Origin of the sequence: Oligella ureolytica DSM 18253, assembly GCF_000373745.1 — a bacterium.
GTDB lineage: Bacteria > Pseudomonadota > Gammaproteobacteria > Burkholderiales > Burkholderiaceae_B > Oligella > Oligella ureolytica.
In genome coordinates this window covers 1-18,110 of the sequence record NZ_KB892303.1, presented here as the reverse complement: position 1 = coordinate 18,110, position 18,110 = coordinate 1, and the positions used below count along the sequence as shown (strand labels likewise).

Annotated in this window: 20 protein-coding genes; 12 read left to right on the top strand and 8 right to left on the bottom strand. The window is 42.4% G+C overall.

The genetic code is table 11. The annotated features are described in order from the left end of the window. Positions 1-2 precede the first annotated feature (2 nt). The 4 genes from B092_RS0107375 to B092_RS13930 all read left to right on the top strand — a co-directional run bounded on the left by B092_RS0107375 (position 3) and on the right by B092_RS13930 (position 6,856). Positions 3-3,383, top strand: a complete 3,381-nt coding sequence (locus B092_RS0107375; protein ID WP_018574618.1) for an ATP-binding protein — start codon at positions 3-5, stop codon at positions 3,381-3,383. Further along, positions 3,380-4,615: a DUF3322 domain-containing protein gene (locus B092_RS0107370; protein WP_018574617.1), complete on the top strand. Its 1,236-nt coding sequence runs from the start codon at positions 3,380-3,382 to the stop codon at positions 4,613-4,615. Before B092_RS0107375 ends, B092_RS0107370 begins: the two co-directional genes overlap by 4 nt. Before the next feature lie 390 nt (positions 4,616-5,005). Then, complete coding sequence (locus B092_RS0107365) at positions 5,006-6,130, top strand: Fic family protein (RefSeq protein ID WP_018574616.1); 1,125 nt, start codon at positions 5,006-5,008, stop codon at positions 6,128-6,130. Positions 6,131-6,331: 201 nt separating this feature from the next. Beyond that, positions 6,332-6,856, top strand: coding sequence for a uracil-DNA glycosylase family protein (locus B092_RS13930; RefSeq protein ID WP_018574615.1), 525 nt, complete (start codon positions 6,332-6,334; stop codon positions 6,854-6,856). A gap of 151 nt (positions 6,857-7,007) precedes the next feature. Here the strand turns inward: B092_RS13930 and B092_RS0107355 are convergent, their stop codons facing one another. Beyond that, positions 7,008-7,211 (bottom strand): dodecin, encoded by a 204-nt coding sequence (locus B092_RS0107355; protein ID WP_018574614.1) that lies wholly within the window; start codon positions 7,209-7,211, stop codon positions 7,008-7,010. A 144-nt stretch (positions 7,212-7,355) separates the two neighbouring features. Here B092_RS0107355 and B092_RS0107350 point away from each other — a divergent pair, with 144 nt between their 5' ends. The 3 genes from B092_RS0107350 (at position 7,356) to B092_RS0107335 (ending at position 11,063) form a co-directional block, all read left to right on the top strand. Beyond that, complete coding sequence (locus B092_RS0107350) at positions 7,356-8,552, top strand: ATP-binding protein (RefSeq protein WP_018574613.1); 1,197 nt, start codon at positions 7,356-7,358, stop codon at positions 8,550-8,552. Between the two features lie 678 nt (positions 8,553-9,230). Continuing rightward, complete coding sequence (locus tag B092_RS0107340; protein ID WP_244870499.1) at positions 9,231-9,935, top strand: mechanosensitive ion channel family protein; 705 nt, start codon at positions 9,231-9,233, stop codon at positions 9,933-9,935. A 66-nt stretch (positions 9,936-10,001) separates the two neighbouring features. After that, complete coding sequence (locus B092_RS0107335) at positions 10,002-11,063, top strand: hypothetical protein (RefSeq protein ID WP_018574610.1); 1,062 nt, start codon at positions 10,002-10,004, stop codon at positions 11,061-11,063. Between the two features lie 123 nt (positions 11,064-11,186). On the opposite strand, the gene B092_RS0107330 is transcribed toward B092_RS0107335, so the two are convergent. The 6 genes from B092_RS0107330 to relB (B092_RS0107305) form a co-directional block, all read right to left on the bottom strand. After that, positions 11,187-11,879: a 7-carboxy-7-deazaguanine synthase QueE gene (locus B092_RS0107330; RefSeq protein WP_018574609.1), complete on the bottom strand. Its 693-nt coding sequence runs from the start codon at positions 11,877-11,879 to the stop codon at positions 11,187-11,189. Beyond that, on the bottom strand, positions 11,880-12,305 hold the full coding sequence (queD, locus tag B092_RS0107325; protein WP_018574608.1) for a 6-carboxytetrahydropterin synthase QueD: 426 nt from the start codon (positions 12,303-12,305) through the stop codon (positions 11,880-11,882). Continuing rightward, positions 12,292-12,969: a 7-cyano-7-deazaguanine synthase QueC gene (gene queC, locus B092_RS0107320; RefSeq protein ID WP_018574607.1), complete on the bottom strand. Its 678-nt coding sequence runs from the start codon at positions 12,967-12,969 to the stop codon at positions 12,292-12,294. Before queC ends, queD begins: the two co-directional genes overlap by 14 nt. 122 nt (positions 12,970-13,091) lie before the next feature. Beyond that, a complete protein-coding gene (locus B092_RS0107315) occupies positions 13,092-13,346 on the bottom strand; it encodes a hypothetical protein (protein WP_018574606.1) in 255 nt (84 codons plus the stop codon). A 233-nt stretch (positions 13,347-13,579) separates the two neighbouring features. Then, entirely contained in the window at positions 13,580-13,855 is a 276-nt protein-coding gene (locus B092_RS0107310) for a type II toxin-antitoxin system RelE family toxin (RefSeq protein WP_018574605.1), read from the bottom strand. Continuing rightward, entirely contained in the window at positions 13,839-14,078 is a 240-nt protein-coding gene (relB, locus tag B092_RS0107305; RefSeq protein ID WP_018574604.1) for a type II toxin-antitoxin system RelB family antitoxin, read from the bottom strand. The genes B092_RS0107310 and relB (B092_RS0107305) overlap by 17 nt, the downstream gene beginning before the upstream one ends. Before the next feature lie 305 nt (positions 14,079-14,383). Here relB (B092_RS0107305) and B092_RS0107300 point away from each other — a divergent pair, with 305 nt between their 5' ends. The 4 genes from B092_RS0107300 (at position 14,384) to B092_RS0107270 (ending at position 17,586) form a co-directional block, all read left to right on the top strand. Further along, positions 14,384-14,968 carry a uracil-DNA glycosylase family protein gene (locus B092_RS0107300; protein ID WP_018574603.1) on the top strand — a complete coding sequence of 195 codons (585 nt, stop codon included), beginning with the start codon at positions 14,384-14,386 and terminating at the stop codon, positions 14,966-14,968. Between the two features lie 388 nt (positions 14,969-15,356). Next, positions 15,357-16,193 carry an alpha/beta hydrolase gene (locus B092_RS0107290; RefSeq protein WP_018574601.1) on the top strand — a complete coding sequence of 279 codons (837 nt, stop codon included), beginning with the start codon at positions 15,357-15,359 and terminating at the stop codon, positions 16,191-16,193. A 911-nt stretch (positions 16,194-17,104) separates the two neighbouring features. Beyond that, positions 17,105-17,326, top strand: coding sequence for a type II toxin-antitoxin system RelB family antitoxin (relB, locus tag B092_RS0107275; RefSeq protein ID WP_018574598.1), 222 nt, complete (start codon positions 17,105-17,107; stop codon positions 17,324-17,326). Continuing rightward, the gene (locus B092_RS0107270) at positions 17,326-17,586 is read left to right on the top strand and encodes a type II toxin-antitoxin system RelE family toxin (RefSeq protein ID WP_018574597.1); all 261 of its coding nucleotides are present in this window, start codon (positions 17,326-17,328) and stop codon (positions 17,584-17,586) included. The genes relB (B092_RS0107275) and B092_RS0107270 overlap by 1 nt, the downstream gene beginning before the upstream one ends. Before the next feature lie 31 nt (positions 17,587-17,617). Here the strand turns inward: B092_RS0107270 and B092_RS0107265 are convergent, their stop codons facing one another. Then, entirely contained in the window at positions 17,618-17,854 is a 237-nt protein-coding gene (locus tag B092_RS0107265) for a DNA adenine methylase (RefSeq protein WP_083907488.1), read from the bottom strand. A 32-nt stretch (positions 17,855-17,886) separates the two neighbouring features. Between B092_RS0107265 and B092_RS0107260 the strand changes: the two genes are divergently transcribed. Continuing rightward, positions 17,887-18,110, top strand: a 224-nt coding sequence (locus B092_RS0107260) for a transposase (protein ID WP_018574595.1), incomplete at its 3' end; no start/stop codon positions are given.

The window sequence follows — 18,110 nt, the reverse complement described above, 5'->3', positions numbered from 1 at the left end:
CAATGAATGATCTCGACATAGCCCCCATGCTCGACTTTGCCAACAATAATGAACGCGCGGGATTTCGCCTGCACGACATTGAAGTATATAACTGGGGCACTTTTAACCAACAAGTGTGGCGCTTCCCGACCAATGGAGACAATGCGCTGTTAACTGGTGATATCGGCTCAGGCAAGTCAACCCTAGTTGATGCAATCACTACCCTGCTAGTGCCTGTACAAAAAATCGCCTATAACAAGGCTGCGGGTGCCGAAGCCAAAGAACGGACCCTACGCTCCTATGTGCTAGGCTACTACAAGTCAGAACGCAGTGATTCCGGGCTTAATGCAAAACCGGTTGCGCTGCGCGATCACAATAGTTATTCGGTTATTTTGGGTCGCTTCTACAACGAAGGCTACGACCAACACGTAACCCTGGCCCAAGTGTTTTACATCACCGAAAGTCGCGGTCAACCAGAGCGCTTTTACATTGTCGCCGACAGGCACTTAAGCATTACCGAGCACTTTGCCCACTTCGGTAATGATCTCAACAGTTTGCGCAAACGCCTACGCGAAATGCCTGAAGTCACCCTAAATACCAGTTTTACCACCTATAGCTCCGCTTTTCGTCGCCGTTTTGGAATCAACAACGATCAGGCGCTCGAGCTGTTCAGTCAGACGGTATCCATGAAGTCAGTAGGAAACCTTACCGACTTCGTGCGCGAGCATATGCTCGAAGAGTTTCCTGTAGATGAACGTATTCAGGCTCTGATTCAGCATTTCGATGACCTTAACCGCGCTCATGAAGCCGTACTTAAGGCAAAACAACAAATTTCCTTACTACAACCACTAGTGCAAAATGTCGAACGTCACCAGTTAGTGTCAGTCGAACGGCAAACTCAGGTTGCCTGCCGAGACGCTTTAGCGCCTTGGTTTGCCGGCCTTAAGGCCGAACTGCTAAGTAAACGACTGGACAATCTGGCGCATGATCTAAGCCGCCAAGAAGAACAACAGCGCAATCTACAAGAGCAACAGCAACACGGTCAATCACAACGCGACGAACTGACCCGCGCCATTGCTCAAAACGGCGGCGACCGACTAGCTGCCATCAAAGAAGAGATAGCCCGTGCGCAAAACGAGCAACAACGCCGTCAGCGTGCAAGCGAGCGCTATAACAAATTAGCGCAGAAGCTAGAGCTCCCCTTGGCCAGTAGCGCCGAGCCGTTTCTGGCCAATCACCATGCATTACCCGACCTCAACGACAACTACAACTCACAGCGTGATGTCGCACAAAATGAGCAAACCGAAACCGCTGTCGAATTGCGTAATCTGCGCCAGCAGCATGAACAACTTGACTCCGAACTAAGCTCCCTGCGCCAACGGCGTTCCAACCTGCCGGCACGCATGCTGGATATCCGTACTCGCCTATGCGCCGAACTGGAACTGCAAGAAAGCGAGTTACCCTTCGTTGGCGAATTGCTCAAAGTACGCGACAATGAAAGCGATTGGGAGGGCATCGCCGAACGCCTGCTACATAATTTCGGCTTGTCACTACTGGTACCCGATGCGCTCTACAAACAGGTCGCCCAATGGGTTGAACAGACACATTTGGCCGGTCGCCTAGTTTATTTTCGGATCCGGGAGCGTCGCAATCAGTCTGCAATAAATACACACCCCAATTCACTGGTAAAAAAGCTGCAGATAAAACCAGACACCCCATTCTACGACTGGTTAGAGGCCGAATTGGCGCGACGTTTTGACTATGCCTGCTGCATCTCACTAGAACAATTCCGTCGCGAAGACAGGGCCGTTACCTCTGCCGGACAAGTAAAGTCCAGCCAAGAACGTCATGAAAAGGACGACCGCCGCCGACTGAACGACCGCACTCAATATATCCTGGGTTGGAGTAACGAGCAAAAAATTGCTGCACTAGAAAAACAAGCTAACGAGCTACAACTACAAATCCAACAATACGCTATGCAGATCGCTGGATTGCAGCAACGTCAACGCGATCTTGACGAACATCTGAGGCTACTTGCGCAATTGTCGGTATTTGACAACTTCCAGGAACTCGACTGGCAATCCCTGCAAGGACAGATACAACATCTAGAACAGGAATGCCAGCAACTAGAGACTGAGTCCGATACCCTGCGTATCCTGCAAGAGCAGCTGCATCAACTGGAAAGCAAGCTACGCAATCTACGCGATGCCCTAGACGAAAAGAACCGGGAACTCGCTAGAACCGAGCAAAAGCAAGAGGATGCTCAGCACGCTGCTGACGATGCCCGGACCCTGTACTACGCCGCGACACCAGAACAACAGACACATTTCACCGTTCTGCCATCGCTGCGTGAACAGGCACTTGGCGAACATACTCTAACCGTTGAATCTTGCGCCAATCGCGAGCAGGAAATGCGCGGCTGGTTGCAAAACAAAATCAATGCCAGCGACAAGCGCTTGGAACGCCTTACTCAGAACATTATCCAAGCCATGACTGAATATCGCACTGCCTACCCAATGGACACCCAAGAAGTTGACGCCAATGTCGATGCTGCAGAAGAGTACCGCACAATGCTCGCCAATCTGGAAAAAGATGGTTTGCCACAATTTGAGCAACGTTTTAAAGACATGCTCAATGAAAACATCATTAACGAAATCGCCAATTTCCAGACTCATTTGCGTCGTGAAGAGCAGGACATCCGTGAGCGTATAGATGAAATAAACCGCTCGTTACAGGAAATCGATTATAACCCCGGTCGACTCATCCAGTTGGAAGCCCAATCAAGCGGCGATGGAGAAATCAACGCCTTCCGTAACGACCTTAAAGCCTGCACCGAAGGCAGTCTTTCCGGTCATCAAGACGAGCAATATGCAGAAAGCAAGTTTTTACAGGTACGTGAAATCATTGAACGCTTTCGTGGTCGCGATGGCAACAGCGAAGCCGACAAGCGATGGACCCATAAAGTCTGCGATGTGCGTAACTGGTTTAGCTTTTCTGCGTCTGAACGCTGGCGCGAAGACAATAGCGAGCACGAACATTATAGTGACTCAGGTGGTAAATCGGGTGGGCAAAAAGAAAAACTTGCGTATACCGTCCTGGCAGCTAGCTTAGCCTATCGCTTCGGGCTTGAATGGGGTGTGATCCGCTCACGCTCCTTCCGTTTTGTGGTGATTGACGAAGCATTTGGACGCGGCTCTGATGAATCAGCTCGTTACGGCTTGGAGCTGTTTCGCAAACTCAACTTGCAATTGCTGATCGTCACCCCGTTACAAAAAATTCATATTATTGAGCCTTATGTTAGCAGTGTCGGCTTTGTACATAACGATCAAGGGCGTGAATCCATGTTGCGTTGCCTTAGCATTGAAGAGTACCAGGCACAAAATACTAGCAGGACCAAGACATGATGACTCAACCGAACTGGACTACACCGTCTGAATTACGTGCCCAGTTGCAGCGTCTTTGGGACAAGGGTGAGCTACTACGCACCCGCTTGCCAAATGCTACGTCGCTATTTCCCTTACAACTACGACTAAAAAAACCAAACAGCCAAGACTTGGGTCAACACTTTGAGCAAGTCAGATACTGGATTAATCAGTTGCAACAACTTGACAAACGTTACCGGCTTACATGGAAAGAAATCAACCATCGCCAGCTAGGGCGTAACCAGATTCCTGACAATGTCTGGGTCGAGCAGGTAGACGATGCCCTTGCACTACTTGGTCTGCGTGGTGCCGCACAGCAATTTGATAAACTGCAGGAAGATACCCTAAGTGCCTTCCCTGAACTACTTCCTTGGTTGGAAAAATATAGTTTATTGGCACTGGAGAAAGCTGGCAACTGGCATAAAGTGCTGGCAGTATTGCAATGGTTTTGTCATCATCCACACAGCGGTTTGTACTTGCGTCAACTAGACATTGCTGGCGTAGATACCAAGTTTATTGAACAACACCGTGGTTTATTGGGGCAACTGCTAGATATGGTTCTACCTGCCGAGCACATAGATGAGCAATGGCGCGGCGCTAATGCCTTCAGCAAGCGCTACGGCCTGCTCGACAAACCGTTACGGGTGCGTTTACGTATACTTGACAGTAAGCTAGCGATTGCTGGACTAACCGACCTGGAACTGCCTGTAGAACAGCTTGCCAGCTTGTACCTACCGGTAAAACAGGTGTTTGTGACTGAAAACGAAATCAACGCTTTGGCCTTTCCCGAGCAAGCAGACTCAATCCTGCTATTTGGTCAAGGCTATGCCTTAGATGTATTAGGCCAGATTCCTTGGCTAAGCCGACAACCGCTTTACTACTGGGGCGATATTGACACTCACGGCTTTGCCATTCTTAACCGCCTGCGTAACCACTTACCACATACCCAATCTCTATTAATGGATGCTACTACCCTGCTACACCACCAAGACATGTGGGGGCAGGAACCGGCAGATAAACGCTGCACCAGCGCATTACCACTGCTAAGCGACAAAGAGCAAAAACTTTATCAGGCATTGCGCGACAATACATTTTGCCCACCAAATAAGGAAACGGTGACTAATCTGCGATTTGAGCAAGAACATGTACGATTTGGCTGGCTGCAGCAGCAACTCAGCAAATTAGAACCTACAATTACTGGCTCCGTTGTGTAATTTTTTCATAAATGTACGGGTGACTTTACAAACACCTTGACCAAACACCGTTAGCTGCAGCAGCAACTCAGCCGAATCGGAGCCTTGACAAGCAGTATTTCTTCTAAAGGGTCAGCATTTCTGCTAGGCGAGTGGTTATGTTAACTAATCCTTTACTTTTATTATTTAGCAAAAACTCATGAAACCACCAGACATATTTGTGTCCGGGGCACTGAACACTATTTTTTTTATGAACGGCTTATAAGGAAAAACCGGACACAAATTACTTTATGTCCTGCTGGTCGAACACAAACTAATTTGTGTTTGGTTTACTCCAGTTTTCCGAACACAAATTTATTTAAGGTACACTGGACGTTCGATAAAATCATCTTTTATAAACGGTAGAAATTCATGTCTAAACAAACATATATTCCTGATAACTTGCCTCTACCCTTAGAAAAACTCAAGTTAACAAGCTTAATTCGAGATATCAGTAATGCCAATTCCGCTCTCTCCACATACGATGGAATTTTAAGAGCTATACCTAACCCTAGGGTCTTACTTTCTACCTTAATAGATCAAGAAGCTGATCTTTCATCAAGAATTGAAGGCACTCAGGCTTCATACAAAGATGTTCTTGACCAAGAGGCGGGAAAACCACCTGCCACTTCAAGACAAGAAAATGACATTCAAGAAATTATTAACTATAGAACGGCCATGATAACTGCCCAGGCCTATCTGGAGGAAGGTCGAAGACTGTCATTAAGTTTGATATTAGAATTACACCAACAGCTACTGACTAGTGTTCGAGGTCAAGATAAATCTCCAGGTGAATTCAGAAAAGAACAAAACTGGATTGGCACCGAAGGTTCAACCATAGATAATGCTATTTTTGTCCCTCCTAGCCCAATAGTTTTATCTACGGCTCTTGAGAACTGGGAACAGTACATATCCTATGACGAAGTCGATCCGATAGTTCAGACTGCAATTCTGCACGCTCAATTTGAGCTTATTCACCCATTTAAAGATGGTAACGGCAGAATAGGACGTCTTCTTATTCCCCTAACTTTATATAAAAAAAATAGACTCAACACGCCAAACTTTTATTTATCAGAAGTTTTAGAGTCTAAAAGAGGTGAGTACTACGAGAGATTAAACAATGTATCTTCTCATGAAGATTGGAATGGTTGGATTAAGTTTTTTCTACAGGCTGTCAACTCCCAAGCCAAATCAAATATCATCAAGGTAGAAGCGATACTAGAGCTTCATAATGCAATGAAGAAAGAAATCGTCGCAGCTACCAACTCCCCTTACAGTTCAGCCTTAACTGATTTTATATTTATTAGACCCATTTTTAATTCCAGCCATGTCCAAAGCTATATTACTGAACAGCATGGTAGTAGCGTCGGCAGAACTACTATTAATACAAACCTAAATAAACTTATTGATGCCAAAATTCTTCGTATCACAAGAAAGGGTAGCGGCTCAGCGCCTAGTATCTATTCATTTGATCAATTGTTGAGAATTGTTAAATAGAATGGTGAACTGACATTTAACATTTAAGTTAATTAAATTTTAATCGCATTAACTCCAAGCCAACCAGACACGCTTTAAACGAAGTTCTGAAAGACCCATCAAAAGCCAAACACCTAAAAATCAGTTTTCTGAGGTCTATGTTAATATACGAGGATAGTGCATAACTCCTAGCGCCTCCTTCTAATTGCGCATTTTCTTCCCATGCTTCCTATCGAAACCCATCCATTACCTCCCTTTGCACCACCCCATGCCACCTTACTGATGTTGGGTTCCTTTCCACCACCACGCAGTCGTTGGAAAATGAATTTTTATTATCCAAATCTGCAAAATGATATGTGGCGGATTTTTGGTTTGGTATTTTTTGAAGATAAAAACTATTTTCTACAACCCGAAGGTAAGGATTTTAATGATGAATTGATACGGGACTTTTTATTCCATAAAGGCATCGCCATCAGTGACACGGCACAGCAGGTTATTCGTTTAGAGGGTAATGCCGCAGACAAGTCATTGCAAATTGTTGAACCAGTGGACTTAAATCACTTACTCGCTCAGCTCCCTGACTGTCATGCCATTATGACCACCGGTGAGTTAGCTACAAGTACATTAGTCTCATTATTGCCACCAACAACCAAAACACCCCGAATTGGTGTTCTCAGTACTACCCTGTTTAATGGCAGAACACTCGACTTATATCGCCTACCATCGTCATCCCGAGCGTACCCCTAGCCCTAGAGAAAAAGGCCAAGATCTATCATGCTTTTTTTGAAGCACTGCGACTGGTCTAAGTAAGAGGAGGAAGTCATTCGTGCAAACTAAAAAAAAGAAGCCGCTAATAGCGGCCCCTACAATCACAAAAAGTACGACGAAGTTACTGTCATTATTCCAAGGTAAATCCAAGTTTCACTGAAACTTGCCAGTAGGCTACTTTGCCATCACTGACATGACCCCTCGTTTCAACTACCTCAAACCACTGAATATTGCGAATCGTCTCGCTTGCCTTGGCAATGGCCGAACTGACCGCATCTTCTATGCTAGTGGTGGATGAGCCAACAATCTCAATTTGCTTATAGGTATGATTCATAACAAGAGCCTCCTTTTAATAGGTGAATTTTCATCTTAAGCTTTTTGCATGGGCGAAACAAGTACAGCTGTAGGAGATGTCTTGCTATAAAATATACTTTATAATAAACTAGTTTTAATATAAATTACGTTTATCAATAAACCTATGGCTACTCTAAATCTCGCTACATTGCAAAAAATTTCCATACAAATTCTTTCCCGTGATGTGCCTGAATATAAAAGGTACCTTTATCACCAGATAGACTTTAATACTCGTTTACTAGGTATTAAGGGTGCACGTGGTGCTGGGAAAAGTACGATTTTACTGCAGTATGCCAAGTCACGTAATTTAGCAAGCACACAGGTTTTGTATGTCAGTTGCGACCATCCTGCCATGGTCGGGGTAAGCTTATATGATTTGGCTGACGCTTTTTATGCACGTGGTGGTCGATTATTATTAGTGGATGAAATTCACAAAGCAGATAATTTTTCACAAGAACTTAAAGCGATTTATGATGTATTTGATTTACAACTGCTATTCAGCGGTTCAAGTGCTTTACAAATTGAATATGCCAGTGCTGACTTATCGCGCCGAGCGGTTGTGCATCGCCTAGGCGTATTGTCGTTTCGTGAATTTTGTGAATTAGAACTTGGTCAGCCTTTACCCAGTTTTTCTTTAAAGGAAATACTGATTTCACATGAAGAGATTGTGGCACAACTTTTAGCGCATTTTCGTCCACTAGAGCAGTTTACTAAATATCTACGGTATGGGTGTTATCCTTTTTATCAGGAGTCTCTGGTCGATTATCCATCGAAGCTACTACAGGTGGTTAATTTGACAATTGATTCAGATTTAAGCCGTATTTATCATATTGATCCCTCTAAACTGGATAAGCTTAAAAAGATCTTGTACATGCTGTGCAGTACCGATCCTTATGAGTTAAACATCTCTAAATTAAGTGCCTCAGCCGGTGTTTCTTGGCCTACTTTGCAGAAGTATTTGCAACAAATGGATGCAGGCAGTTTAATTCACGTAGTGCGGGGAGGCGTGGGGATGCGCGCGGTTAATAAACCCGATAAGCTACTATTAGATAATCCCAATTTATTTCAGGTACTGTGCAGCGGTAGTAATCAGGGCTCTATACGTGAGAGTTTTTTTGTGTCGCAACTAGGTTTGAAGCATCAGGTGCATTATCATGATCGTGGCGATTTTGTAGTGGATGATAAATGGGCCTTTGAAGTGGGCGGCGCCAGCAAAACCAGTGCACAACTACAAGGCACCAAAGGCTTTATCGCCGCCGATGATATTGAGGTGGGTTTTGAGAACAAAATCCCTCTGTGGTTATTTGGTTTTTTGTATTAATCATCAACATTATTTATTGCTTTTAAACCATTTATGAAAAACATCATTAGCGCTCTCTTTATTGTCATTTTTGCAATAACATTTAGCGACGCCGAAGCCAGAGGTAATAAGCCCTGTAGTGGTAAGAAAGGTGGTATATCACATTGCCAAGGAGCCATCTTCGTGTGCAACGACGGTTCCGTTAGTCAATCCAGGAAGAACTGCTCCCGCGAACATGGCGGTAACGGCGGTTGAGGTACAGGTAGTTCATTAGGCTTTGCTGCCGTTGGAGGACAACAAGGCTGTTCCTGCAGGAGCGGCAACTACTGCACCGGCCCCAGAGGCGGCAAGTATTGCTTAACTGATTCAGGAAACAAGAGCTATTTGAGAAAGTAAAAAAAGGGCTAGATCTTAAACCTAGCCCTTATAAAATCTACTTAGTCTTTCTAAGTGAATAATCTAATTTCTCCTAGAGCTTTTCACCCGTCTCCATATCACGTTGCTCGACAAAATTCTCACCTACGAAAAATGTGCGATTATCGGCATTATCATCCAGTCGAATAAGCGAGCCGTTTAATTCATCAAAAGAAAAAAGTCCATTGATTGTGCTTGGATTTAATTGCTGGTTACCGGGTCATTCGACTATTTAAATCATGGCTTGAAACAAAGTATTTCCCCAATACCAAACTAGAATCGGGTGTGCAGTCAAGCATTTCGACCATGTCCGGTTATTTGGGTAGCGTCGCTGTCATTGCCCTAAGCCTCGGCTCAATGGGCTTGAGTTTTGACAAGATAACTTGGGTTGCCAGTGCACTATCAGTTGGTATCGGTTTTGGTTTGCAGTCGATTGTGCAAAACTTTATTTCAGGCCTAATTTTATTAACCGAACGCCTAGTGAAAGTCGGCGATTGGGTAGTGGTTGGCAATGACGATGGCGATATTAAACGTATCAATATTCGCGCCACGGAAATTCAATTATTCGACCGCTCTACCCTGATTGTGCCCAACTCCGAATTTATTACCAAAGCTGTGCGCAATATGACCTTGGACAAAAGTGAGGGGCGAGTAAAAATCACCCTGTCTTTACCCATCAGTACCAATCCACGTATCGTATCCGACATGATTCTTGAAGTCTTTGCTGAGCATGAATTAGTACTCTGCGAGATGGTGCCATTTATCCGTCTGGACAGTGTTGATGGCGGTAGCCTCACCCTCTCAGCCACCTGCTATGTACCAAGCCCACGCTTAGTTGGCCAAGTACGTACAGAGTTATTATTCGAGGTCCTCGACCGCTTGCATCAAGCAGAAATTAATTTGATTAACCCGGTTCACATTAATCAACTTAACACTGTAGCGCAGCAATCACCGGTAAAGAACAATCAAGTAGATATGTTTAAAAATTAGTTTTCCTCGGTCTCTTATGTCAGAATAGATGTTTTCCCAGTTAAATTATTATCTCGAAAGTTTTACATGAAAGTAACTACCACTAAAACTATGCAAAGCACTGACAAAGCTACACGTTCTCCCGAAGAGCAACGCTTTGACAAGGCTTGGCAACAGGTTATTGAGCAACAGAAAGATAACGAGAATTACCGAGAACATATCCGGACTTTTGTCAAAGAAACCAGCAACCGCTTAGAAGCAAAAGAAAAAGAGTGCATGGATACGATGTACAAAAGCTCTCTTCACTTACTTGGGTTTCTGAGTAGAAAGTCCTTAACACGCTGGCAGCGAGAAACATTATTAGCATGGGTCGGTCAGTATTTATTCACCATGCAGAGTAACCCTTTTAGCTCTCATCTTGATTTTAGACCGATCACACAAAGCTTGAATGAGGCTTATGAGGCTTTACACCCTCCTCTATATGAAGATTTGGGTGATGAGTCGTCTTTTCTTGATAATTTTGAAGATAGTGATGAAGGCTCAAAAGGCAGTGAGTCATTTTTTGAGGAGTTTTTCGAGGAATTTTTCAAACATCAACAAGAAGAAGATGCGCAGAAACACCATGAAGAAAAGCTGGCTTTAAAACAGCTGATGAAATCCTCATCGATAAACCGTCTTTTCCGAAAAATTGCGGCTATTTTACACCCGGACAAAGAAACTGATGAAGCCCTGCGTGAAGAAAAGAACAGTCTAATGAGCGAATTGATTCAAGCGCGTAATTCCAATGATATTCCACGTATATTTGATTTTTACGCTAAATATGTAGGTCACTCACCCTTGCAGGAACTTGGTGAAGACTTGGAGAGTGCCAGCGAATTACTCGAAAGACAGCATAGAGATTTACTGCGAAGTAAAGAAAATATTCTGCACGACGATCCACTCGCGAGCATTTTACATCATCATTTTCACAAAAAAACACCAGCTGCCACAACACGAGCTATTAATAAGCATTTGAAAGGACTAGAAGAACAGCACAATAACTTACAGATAATTTGCCGGGACATCACCAGTTTAAACAAACTGAAGCCATACCTTGAGCTACATTATGACATGCTGTTTCAAAAGGGAGAAAAAGATTACTTCTTTTAGTTGTATGATTCAGAACAATTAAGTATTGTGGTCAAAATCAGCGATTGCTTCATAAGTTAAATATACGTCCAAGTTTATTTATCAGCTAAAGCTGCATATTTAGTTTCCAAACGGTCAAAGACATCATTCAATCCCCGCCCACTTATGTGTTTGCACACTGAGCTGCCAGTGCACTGTGTTTGGGCCCTCAACGCCAGCAGCATTTAACTGGCCAATCAAACGAATCGTCTGATAAATATTCATCTCACCCTCTATCTCTAAAGGTGAAAGATAATAGTGCTTAGCTGTGATTTTTTGTGCCATCACCTGTGCAAAGTCCATAAATTGCCGCTCAGTCATTGTATTAAGATCAGCTACGATACGTACTTCATCTGCATGACTTAAAGCCTTTTTCTGATAACGCTCGGCATAACACGCTTTGGGACTGGTCGCAATATAATCGATCTGCGCAGGTATCTGATGCAGACCGTTTGTCTCAATACATAAATAATAAGCACGGGACTTCAGTGCATCCAACAACACGGTCAGACGTGGATGAATCGCCGGTTCGCCCCCTGTGATAATGATATTTTTTGCGGTATAGCCCTGCAGTTTTTCTAAAATCTGCGTCAGTGTCATGGAGTCGTAGGTCTGATAGTCTGTATCACACCATGAACAAGCTAAATCACAGCGACCCAAACGAATAAAAATCGCCGGCATGCAAGTGTTATATCCCTCACCCTGCAGACTTTCAAAAATCTCTACAATACGAAACTCAGGATTTGGGTCCTGAATGGGCTCGCGGCTTGGGATGGGAATAATGACAGTCTCAACCATTTATTCCCCCTCATATTCGCTATAGGAAGTCGGCGTTTCCCATAAACGAATTCGCGTCACCGGTAAATTTCCCTGCTCGCGTAGTACATGATAAATATGATAGCTGACAGCCTCAGCCGTTGTGCGACAATCAAGAGCATAAGTTTTTAGATCCCAGCCCTCAAGCATTTCAGCTAATGCTACTTCACGTTCACTTTTTGTATTGTATAAAAAGGCGTGATCCATGGGATCAACAATCCATTGCTTGACTGCCTGTTTCAGATCAGAAAAGTCCATGATCATCCCCTCTTTTGGACCATCTTGAATTAGCTCACCACTAATTTCAACCTCCAGTCGATAGGTATGACCATGCAAGTTTTTGCACTTGCCATCATGGCAATCCAGCATATGGGCAATATCAAAACTAAAGCTCTTAACGACTTTCATCACGCGCCCCCTTGCTTCTTAAATACTCACGCAAGCCGTTCTCTCGTAAAACGCAGCTAGGACATTCACCACAACCACCCTCTACACCTAAGTAGCATGTATGAGTTTTTTCTCGTACAAAGTCTAAATAGCCTAAATCGTCGGCTAATTCCCAGGTTTGCGCTTTAGTCAAATACATCAGAGGGGTATGAATTTGAAAATCATAATCCATGGAGAGATTGAGAGTAACGTTCATCGACTTTACAAAGACGTCACGGCAGTCTGGATAACCGCTAAAGTCAGTCTCACTAACACCTAAGTAAATGTGCTTCATACCCTGCGACTTGGCGTAAATACCGGCATACATGAGAAATAAAGCATTGCGCCCATCGACCATAGTATTGGGTGGCGTGCCGTCTCCAGACTCTTCAATAGTCGCCTGATCATCCATCAACGCATTGTGCGTTATCTGCCCTACAAGCGATAGGTCAATGATGATTTGTTTAACACCAAGTTCTTGAGCAATTCGCTTAGCGCAATCCAGCTCAATGGCATGGCGTTGACCATATACAAAACTGATAGCTTGAACGTGATTTGCCCCGAAGCGGGCGATCGCCTGTAACAAACAGGTCGTTGAATCCTGGCCACCCGAAAAGATGACCAAGGCTTGATCTGATACTGACATGATAATAATTTCCGTAGTTTTAGTTTCGCTCTAATCGAAAGTAATTGAGCGGCGCGGGAAGGTTTCGAACCACGCTTGAAGGGGCTATTATACTTGGGATTGAGGCATTGACAGTAACTACATCATAAATATTTTAAAACAGCCTCGACTGATTGGTACCTCCAATCTAAAGCAGACCTACTTTCTTCGTATTCTTTTTCATCGGCTAAATAAACTTCACTCACCTTAAGAAGCTTTAACCAACATTCCTCTCCTAATGTCTCATTAGTTTCAAGTTCTAACTCAATCAATAAAAAATCACGGAACAATAAAAATGATTTTGCTATGACTTCCTGAACTAGAGCTGGGGACTCGTCGCTAGAAAATAAATCTACCACACAAAATTACATCTTACAAACAATGTACAATTAAAGGTCTCAACCATCTGCTAAAAATGAGGGGATTACCATTCCAACAGTCACAAAAGGCATTAACCGAAATTTACGGTGAGCGCCAAGTTTCATTGCAACAGCTTTCAGCCAATTTTAGACGTGGGGACGTATTAGAGTTTTTGCCGAGATGATTTTGTAGGGGTTGAATTAGAATAACGATCAATTCAGGACAAATTTAGTCAATCGTTGTTATATATAGACTTTCGATGTCCTATCTGGACAACTAAAATAGTTATTTCTTTATCCTCAATTTTACAAATTATTCTGTAGTCACCGACACGATATTTCCAAAACTCACCTAGTTTGCTACCAGTTAGGGCTTCCCCAATGTCTCTTGGATTATTCAAGGTCGAAACACGTTCGTGCAAAAACTGAATAAGTCGCTTAGCTACTGGTTTATCGAGTTTTCTAATTTTTTTAGCTACTTCTTTTGTTAACTCAATCTTCCAAGCCATATTCTTCAATTAAAGTTTCTAACGAAATAGTTTCACTTTTTCCTGCCCGCACATCTACCAATGCTTGCTCAGCCAAATAAAGATCTTCTAAATCATCGATATGTTGCTTGATAGCTTCTTGCATATAATATGTGCGACTTCGACCAGTGGTTTCAGCTAAGTGACTAATACGCTCAACAAGCTCTGTTGGCAAACGCAAAGATACGTTAGTCGATTTATTCATAGTTTCACCCAAAACAGTATAATATTTGTATTACATTGTACGTTGAAGTGAGAATATGAACAACCATTTTGATATATAGGCCTTAAACCTACACCACTCTTAATTTGTTAAACTTCAGGCTGTCAATTAGCGTGGGATAGACTTGTTCCGGTTAGAGCTCAATTCTTAATCTGTTAAACTGCGTGAGTCAGTTAATATATAACTAATGAAGTTCCGCTTTGAGCATTTTTTCGTATGAATACATTTTCTACCTAACAAAAGTAGTCCAAGTTTTTGTCCGCAGACCCTGTAATGATTTACCCCCTATGCAACCCATAGAAACTCATCCCCTACCACCTTTTGCACCACCACATGCCGCCTTATTGATGTTGGGTTCCTTTCCACCACCACGCCATCGCTGGAAAATGGATTTTTATTATCCGAATTTGCAAAATGATATGTGGCGAATTTTTGGGCTGATATTTTTTGAGGATAAGAACTATTTTCTTGAAGCGGATGGCAAGTCTTTTAATGAAGAGCTACTCCGAGACTTTCTATACAATAAAGGCATTGCCATCAGTGATACCGCCCATCAAGTCATCCGATTGGCTGGCAATGCTGCTGATAAGTCATTACAGATTGTTGAACCGCTTAACCTGAGTAAATTACTAGCGCAACTGCCTCAATGCCACACCATCATGACGACCGGTGAGTTAGCGACGACGACGCTAATGTCATTACTGCCACCAAACACGGACAAACCGAAAATTGACGCACCTAGCAGAACATTATTTGAGAACAGAGAGCTAAACTTATACCGCTTACCCTCCTCCTCTCGTGCTTATCCATTGGCTTTGGAGAAAAAAGCGGATGCTTATAGAGAGCTTTTTGAGGCGTTGAGGATGTTATAAAAGAAAATCAATCTGTATTAGATAACAACAGCTTAAACATATGTTTTGTTATCTCGGCGTATTTAATTGCGCCAACATCGTTCAACTGGTGTTGGTCAAAATAAATTAACAATTTATCAAAAAGTGACATTTTCAAAACAGCCACTTTTTAACTAATTACGTAATTTTCCCAATGACTCCTTTGTCGATCCTTACTTGATCAGCATCGGCCATAACAGGCCTAATAAATAATTAAAGTTTAAATTAAAATTCAACCTACTTCTTACTTCCGCACACCACAAGTAGCTTCCTAAGATAACTGCTAGGGATGGACCCGATATACTTCCATGACCGTTTCTTTATACTTAATTTTTATTTAATAATTAACAAAAGCACAAAGAGACAAACCATGAATCTAAAGAAAACTATCTTTCTTACCCTATCCCTTTCCTTATCAACAGCAATTAACGCAGGTACCATTGAAGACGGCATTTTTAATTCAGAGCTACTAGGTCAAGAGTTCAATTACAAAGTCTACATCCCAGACGCTACACCTAATAAAGTCATCTATATGCTGCATGGTGCCGGAGGTTCAGAAACGGACTGGATCGTTAAAGGTGGCATCCAACAAACTGCTGACGCATTAATGCCAAAAGGAAAACTAGATAACTACCTGATTGTGATGCCGACAATTGGTGCACACAGTTGGTATGTCGACTCGGATGAAGCTAAAACTGAAGAAGCCATCGTTAATGAACTGATTCCCTACATTGAGGAGAAATACAGCATTAGCCCTGAAAAAAGCAATCGCGCCGTGGCAGGATTATCGATGGGTGGTTATGGCGCATTAAACCTGGCGCTCAGTCACCCCGAACTCTTTTGTGCAGCGGGTATCATTAGCCCCGCCATTTACGACCCACTGCCACCTGAAACCTCTGCCGCGAGAAAAGCACCGCCATTCCTAAAAGATGGCGAATTCAGTGAAGAAGCGTGGACTCAAGCGCTCTACAAATCACGCTTAGCTCACTACCGACAAAAGAATAGTATTACACCCATGTTCATTGCCAGCGGTGATGAGGACTTCCTCAACATCGTTAACGCAGCCGCCAAACTCTATTGGGAACTCAACACAACTCAACCTAAAGACGTCGAATACCGAGTGATCGATGGTGATCATGATTGGCTAACCTTCAGACAACTCTCCCTACCCGCCTTGGACTTTATCAATGAGAAGTGTAAAGGGTAGTAAGTGATGCCTTGGTGAAGGGATTAGAAATTTAAAATAAAGGCCACATACAATTCAAAATTGTATGTGGCCTTTGTATTTTCAAGGTAAAGACAATAATCGAGTGCTGGGTCATTACAAAAACATCATGTAAACCACTGGTCACATCAAAACCACATGCCTCAAATTCCAGTACTGACCTAATAACATACACCCTTTTAACTGCTAGCTCTTTAAATTTTTTAAGAAATAATGCAGACAAGATATTAGACTTAATGGGATTGCTACAGTCAATCAATTTTTTACATCTTTTTTTAACAAAATAAAATGCTCTACTAAACGGATCATGAGTTATTTTTGCTCAGCTAAGCTTTCTGCAACTAATAAAGCCAATGCAACCAACGCATTATCGTTAACTAACTGCTCCACTGGTTTGTCTAATAAATGTTGATTAATCCGTAAATACCACAAGAACAAAATTCAAAGTTTTTGTAGTAAACATTTCAACAGCAATAAAGTAACCGCTCAAAACAACACAAAATCTCAAAAAGAAACTATCGCTCAAGCCATCACAGAGATCCCTAGTGAACCCCCTGCAACTACTTCTAAATCTGTCGAGGCTGAAGTATCGGAAGATATTGATGAAGTACCACCCCACAAAAGGCTACCGTCATGGGCGAACATCCCAGGTGTCAAAAGTATTGACGATTTAATTTAATTATTACCTGCTCAAAACTTCACCAATACAAATTTACTAGTTAAAAATCAATTAGTTAAACAGTGTTTTCGACTGTATTAATAGACTTATTCACAATAATTGTGGATAAGCTATTGTTAGATTTTTATTGATTAACTCCAACTCTTGACATCCTTTCTTTTTTAATGCAACAATCAAGGTACTACAATGTAATACTTTAAACAGAGGATTTAATATGTCTATCATTAGTGTTCGCTTAAACGCCACCGAAGAGCGTCTTTTTACCGAATATGCAGAATTTCATGGCAAAAGCTTATCTACCTTACTCAAAGAAAGTTTGGCTGAAAAAATGGAAGAAGAATTAGACGCTAAGCTCCTTGTCGAAGCGAAAGAATATAACAAAAAGAATCCTGAAACTTACACGCACCAACAAGTTAAAGAGAAGCTAGGGTTGTAATGTTTCAAGTTATCTATACAGCAAAAGCATTAAAATCTTTATCAAAGCTAGATAAAACTCAAGCTCGTCTAATTGTCGCTTGGATTGAAAAAAATTTAGTTAATAGCTCTAATCCTCGGTTTACAGGGAAAAATATTAAAGGGGATTTAGCTGATTGGAGATATCGTGTTGGCAATTACCGCATCTTATGCCACATTATTGATCAAACTATAACCATTGAAGTTGTTAATATTGGTCATCGAAAAGATATCTATAAATGACTCTAAACTAACTTAGATCAAACAATGAAACCTATAAATTGTAATGAAGATAAGTATTGATGAGATCTTGATTTTTGTCGCTGATGACAGCTTTTTTAATGGTTGGATAGGAATTTAACATCCAAAACAAAACAGCGCCACTGCCCACAAACGGCTCGATATAGGTAAAAGGTTCGGTTGTGAATTGATTAGGTATAGGTGTCTGTATTTCAGGCAATAGTTGTGTTTTGCCTCCAGCTGGATATACTACACTTTCATTGACTCGCAGTTAAGTTACCTCAACTAAAGCAGGTGATATTTATGCGCAAAACGTATTCCAAAGAATTTAAGCTACAAGTCTGCCACTCGATCACGATGGGCAAACTTACGGTGACTGAAGTTGCGAACCAGTATGCTATTTCACGACCGATTGTTTCTCGTTGGCTTGCCGAGTATAAACGATATAGCAAAGATGCTTTTACAGGTAAAGGAGTTCGACTGCCAGAAGGGGCTAAAGTGTATGCCTTGGAAAAAGAGATTAAACG

Excerpts from the sequence above, each read along its gene's own strand:
- B092_RS0107375 (WP_018574618.1), top strand. The coding sequence starts at position 3 with ATGAATGATCTCGACATAGCCCCCATGCTCGACTTTGCCAACAATAAT.
- B092_RS0107370 (WP_018574617.1), top strand. The coding sequence starts at position 3,380 with ATGATGACTCAACCGAACTGGACTACACCGTCTGAATTACGTGCCCAG.
- B092_RS0107365 (WP_018574616.1), top strand. The coding sequence starts at position 5,006 with ATGTCTAAACAAACATATATTCCTGATAACTTGCCTCTACCCTTAGAA.
- B092_RS13930 (WP_018574615.1), top strand. The coding sequence starts at position 6,332 with ATGCTTCCTATCGAAACCCATCCATTACCTCCCTTTGCACCACCCCAT.
- B092_RS0107355 (WP_018574614.1), bottom strand. The coding sequence starts at position 7,211 with ATGAATCATACCTATAAGCAAATTGAGATTGTTGGCTCATCCACCACT.
- B092_RS0107350 (WP_018574613.1), top strand. The coding sequence starts at position 7,356 with ATGGCTACTCTAAATCTCGCTACATTGCAAAAAATTTCCATACAAATT.
- B092_RS0107335 (WP_018574610.1), top strand. The coding sequence starts at position 10,002 with ATGAAAGTAACTACCACTAAAACTATGCAAAGCACTGACAAAGCTACA.
- B092_RS0107330 (WP_018574609.1), bottom strand. The coding sequence starts at position 11,879 with ATGGTTGAGACTGTCATTATTCCCATCCCAAGCCGCGAGCCCATTCAG.
- queD (WP_018574608.1), bottom strand. The coding sequence starts at position 12,305 with ATGAAAGTCGTTAAGAGCTTTAGTTTTGATATTGCCCATATGCTGGAT.
- queC (WP_018574607.1), bottom strand. The coding sequence starts at position 12,969 with ATGTCAGTATCAGATCAAGCCTTGGTCATCTTTTCGGGTGGCCAGGAT.
- B092_RS0107310 (WP_018574605.1), bottom strand. The coding sequence starts at position 13,855 with ATGGCTTGGAAGATTGAGTTAACAAAAGAAGTAGCTAAAAAAATTAGA.
- relB (WP_018574604.1), bottom strand. The coding sequence starts at position 14,078 with ATGAATAAATCGACTAACGTATCTTTGCGTTTGCCAACAGAGCTTGTT.
- B092_RS0107300 (WP_018574603.1), top strand. The coding sequence starts at position 14,384 with ATGCAACCCATAGAAACTCATCCCCTACCACCTTTTGCACCACCACAT.
- B092_RS0107290 (WP_018574601.1), top strand. The coding sequence starts at position 15,357 with ATGAATCTAAAGAAAACTATCTTTCTTACCCTATCCCTTTCCTTATCA.
- relB (WP_018574598.1), top strand. The coding sequence starts at position 17,105 with ATGTCTATCATTAGTGTTCGCTTAAACGCCACCGAAGAGCGTCTTTTT.
- B092_RS0107270 (WP_018574597.1), top strand. The coding sequence starts at position 17,326 with ATGTTTCAAGTTATCTATACAGCAAAAGCATTAAAATCTTTATCAAAG.